This window comes from Microcoleus sp. F4-D5 (genome assembly GCF_036704885.1).
Lineage (GTDB): Bacteria > Cyanobacteriota > Cyanobacteriia > Cyanobacteriales > Microcoleaceae > Microcoleus.
On the sequence record NZ_JAUBSX010000187.1, the window covers coordinates 1 to 1,692 of the forward strand.

A 1,692-nucleotide genomic window follows, 5' to 3' on the forward strand; every position below is an offset into this window, starting at 1 on the left:
CGATAGTATTTAACTCACTACTTTACTTCGCGTCATTAAATCGCGAACCACTTTCCCTCTTTGTCCAAAGTCCAGTTACTAATGAAATGGGAATTACATGGCTGAGAAACCATTTAGGGGAAGAATACAGAGTACACACAATAAAGTTCAAGGATTTTAACCCGATGCACATTGATGCTTCTCTGGTTCCCCTGAAACCTGGAATCGCCTTAATTAATCCTATCCGCCCGCCCTACAACCCAGAACTTTTTAAGAAGGCAGGGTGGGATTTAGTTGAAACTGCTTTACCGACAACTCCTGACTATTGGGAGTTGCCCATTGCCAGTAAGTGGGTGAGTATGAATCTTCTGATGTTAGACACAGAGCGTGTTATCGTTGAACGGCAAGAAGAACCTACTCAGAAACTTTTGCAGGATTTAGGTTTTAAAGTCATTCCTGTTGATTTTCGCCACGTTTATAGCTTTGGAGGGTCATTTCACTGTACGACTTGCGATGTTCAACGAGATAGTAAGCTGGAAGAATACGGTTTTTCCGAGCTTGCTAATTTATGTTAATTAATCAAATGCAAAAGCAGTAAACCGTCTTCATTTTTCACTGTGTACTTGTGATTAATTTTTTCAATTATATTGATAAATATGGCTTTGATAAAAGAAACTAGCGATCGCACGAAAGGTATTTTAGTAGTTATTGCTGTTGCTATGATTCTGGGTTCAACTTCTTCAGCGATCAAAGAGGCTCTCGTGAACCTAAATCCTGAAACTCAATTAGCTGTGCGCTTTACAATTGCTGCAATAATTTTTCTTCCATTTATTGGCAAACTGAATCTTTGTTTAGTTAGAGAAGGGGCAATACTTGGACTTTTATTATTCGGAGTTTTTGCCTTTTCTACCATTGGGCTTGAAACTATTTCAGCTCATCAGGCATCATTTATTTTTGGATTTAATGTCGTTTTTGTCACCCTATTTGAACTCGTGTTTCGTAAGAGTTTTAAGATAGAGGTGTTGTTGGCAGCAATATTGGCATTTAGTGGGATTGGCATTATGTCTTGGGAAGGTGGGGAACCCCTAAGCGGTAGTTTATGGTTGTTCGGTTCTGCGATCGCTGACTCAGCATATATTCTCCTACGCGAACAAATGGCCGAGCGTCACTCATCTTTGGCACTTACAGGTATCCAAATCTTGGTTGTAGCTGCATTGAGCTTACTATGGGCGGCTCCTGAGATTTTGGGACACGTAGAAGCAATTGAAATGAATCTAGGATTGCTTAGTTATCTTGGTATAGTAGGCAGCGCTCTTGTGACTTTACTGATGACGACAGCACAGCGTTGGGTTTCAGCTCAAGAAGTAGCTGTGCTTTTGTCATTAGAGCCTGTTTTCGGAGCAATTTTTGCATTTTGGTTGTTAGGAGAAACTTTTGGCATCTTTAGTTTTGTTGGTGCAGCTATGGTGCTAGTAGGAATATTTTTGATAATCGTCGGTCCAGCCTTAGTGAAACCTGAGTTAGATATCAGGGAGAAGCCGGAAATTTAATCTGAGTAAAGTTAAAGGCTGAAAATGCCACTTACAAACAGAACAACAAGGAGTTGGAGCGGTCATTGCTGGATGTACACAACTATCAACCCACATTCCGCACCCCAAACTGGCACATAGTCGGATTGAGGGGGTAAAAGTGAATCACCCGAGACAAGGGTGA

Annotated in this window: 1 protein-coding gene and 1 pseudogene; both read left to right on the forward strand. The window is 41.0% G+C overall.

Features of this window, described 5'->3' with window-relative positions; translation table 11 throughout:
- Positions 1-554: pseudogene (locus tag QUA80_RS33470) on the forward strand (hypothetical protein); the annotation flags it as partial.
- An 81-nt stretch (positions 555-635) separates the two neighbouring features.
- Positions 636-1,529, forward strand: a complete 894-nt coding sequence (locus tag QUA80_RS33475) for a DMT family transporter (RefSeq protein WP_333429198.1) — start codon at positions 636-638, stop codon at positions 1,527-1,529.
- Positions 1,530-1,692 lie beyond the last annotated feature (163 nt).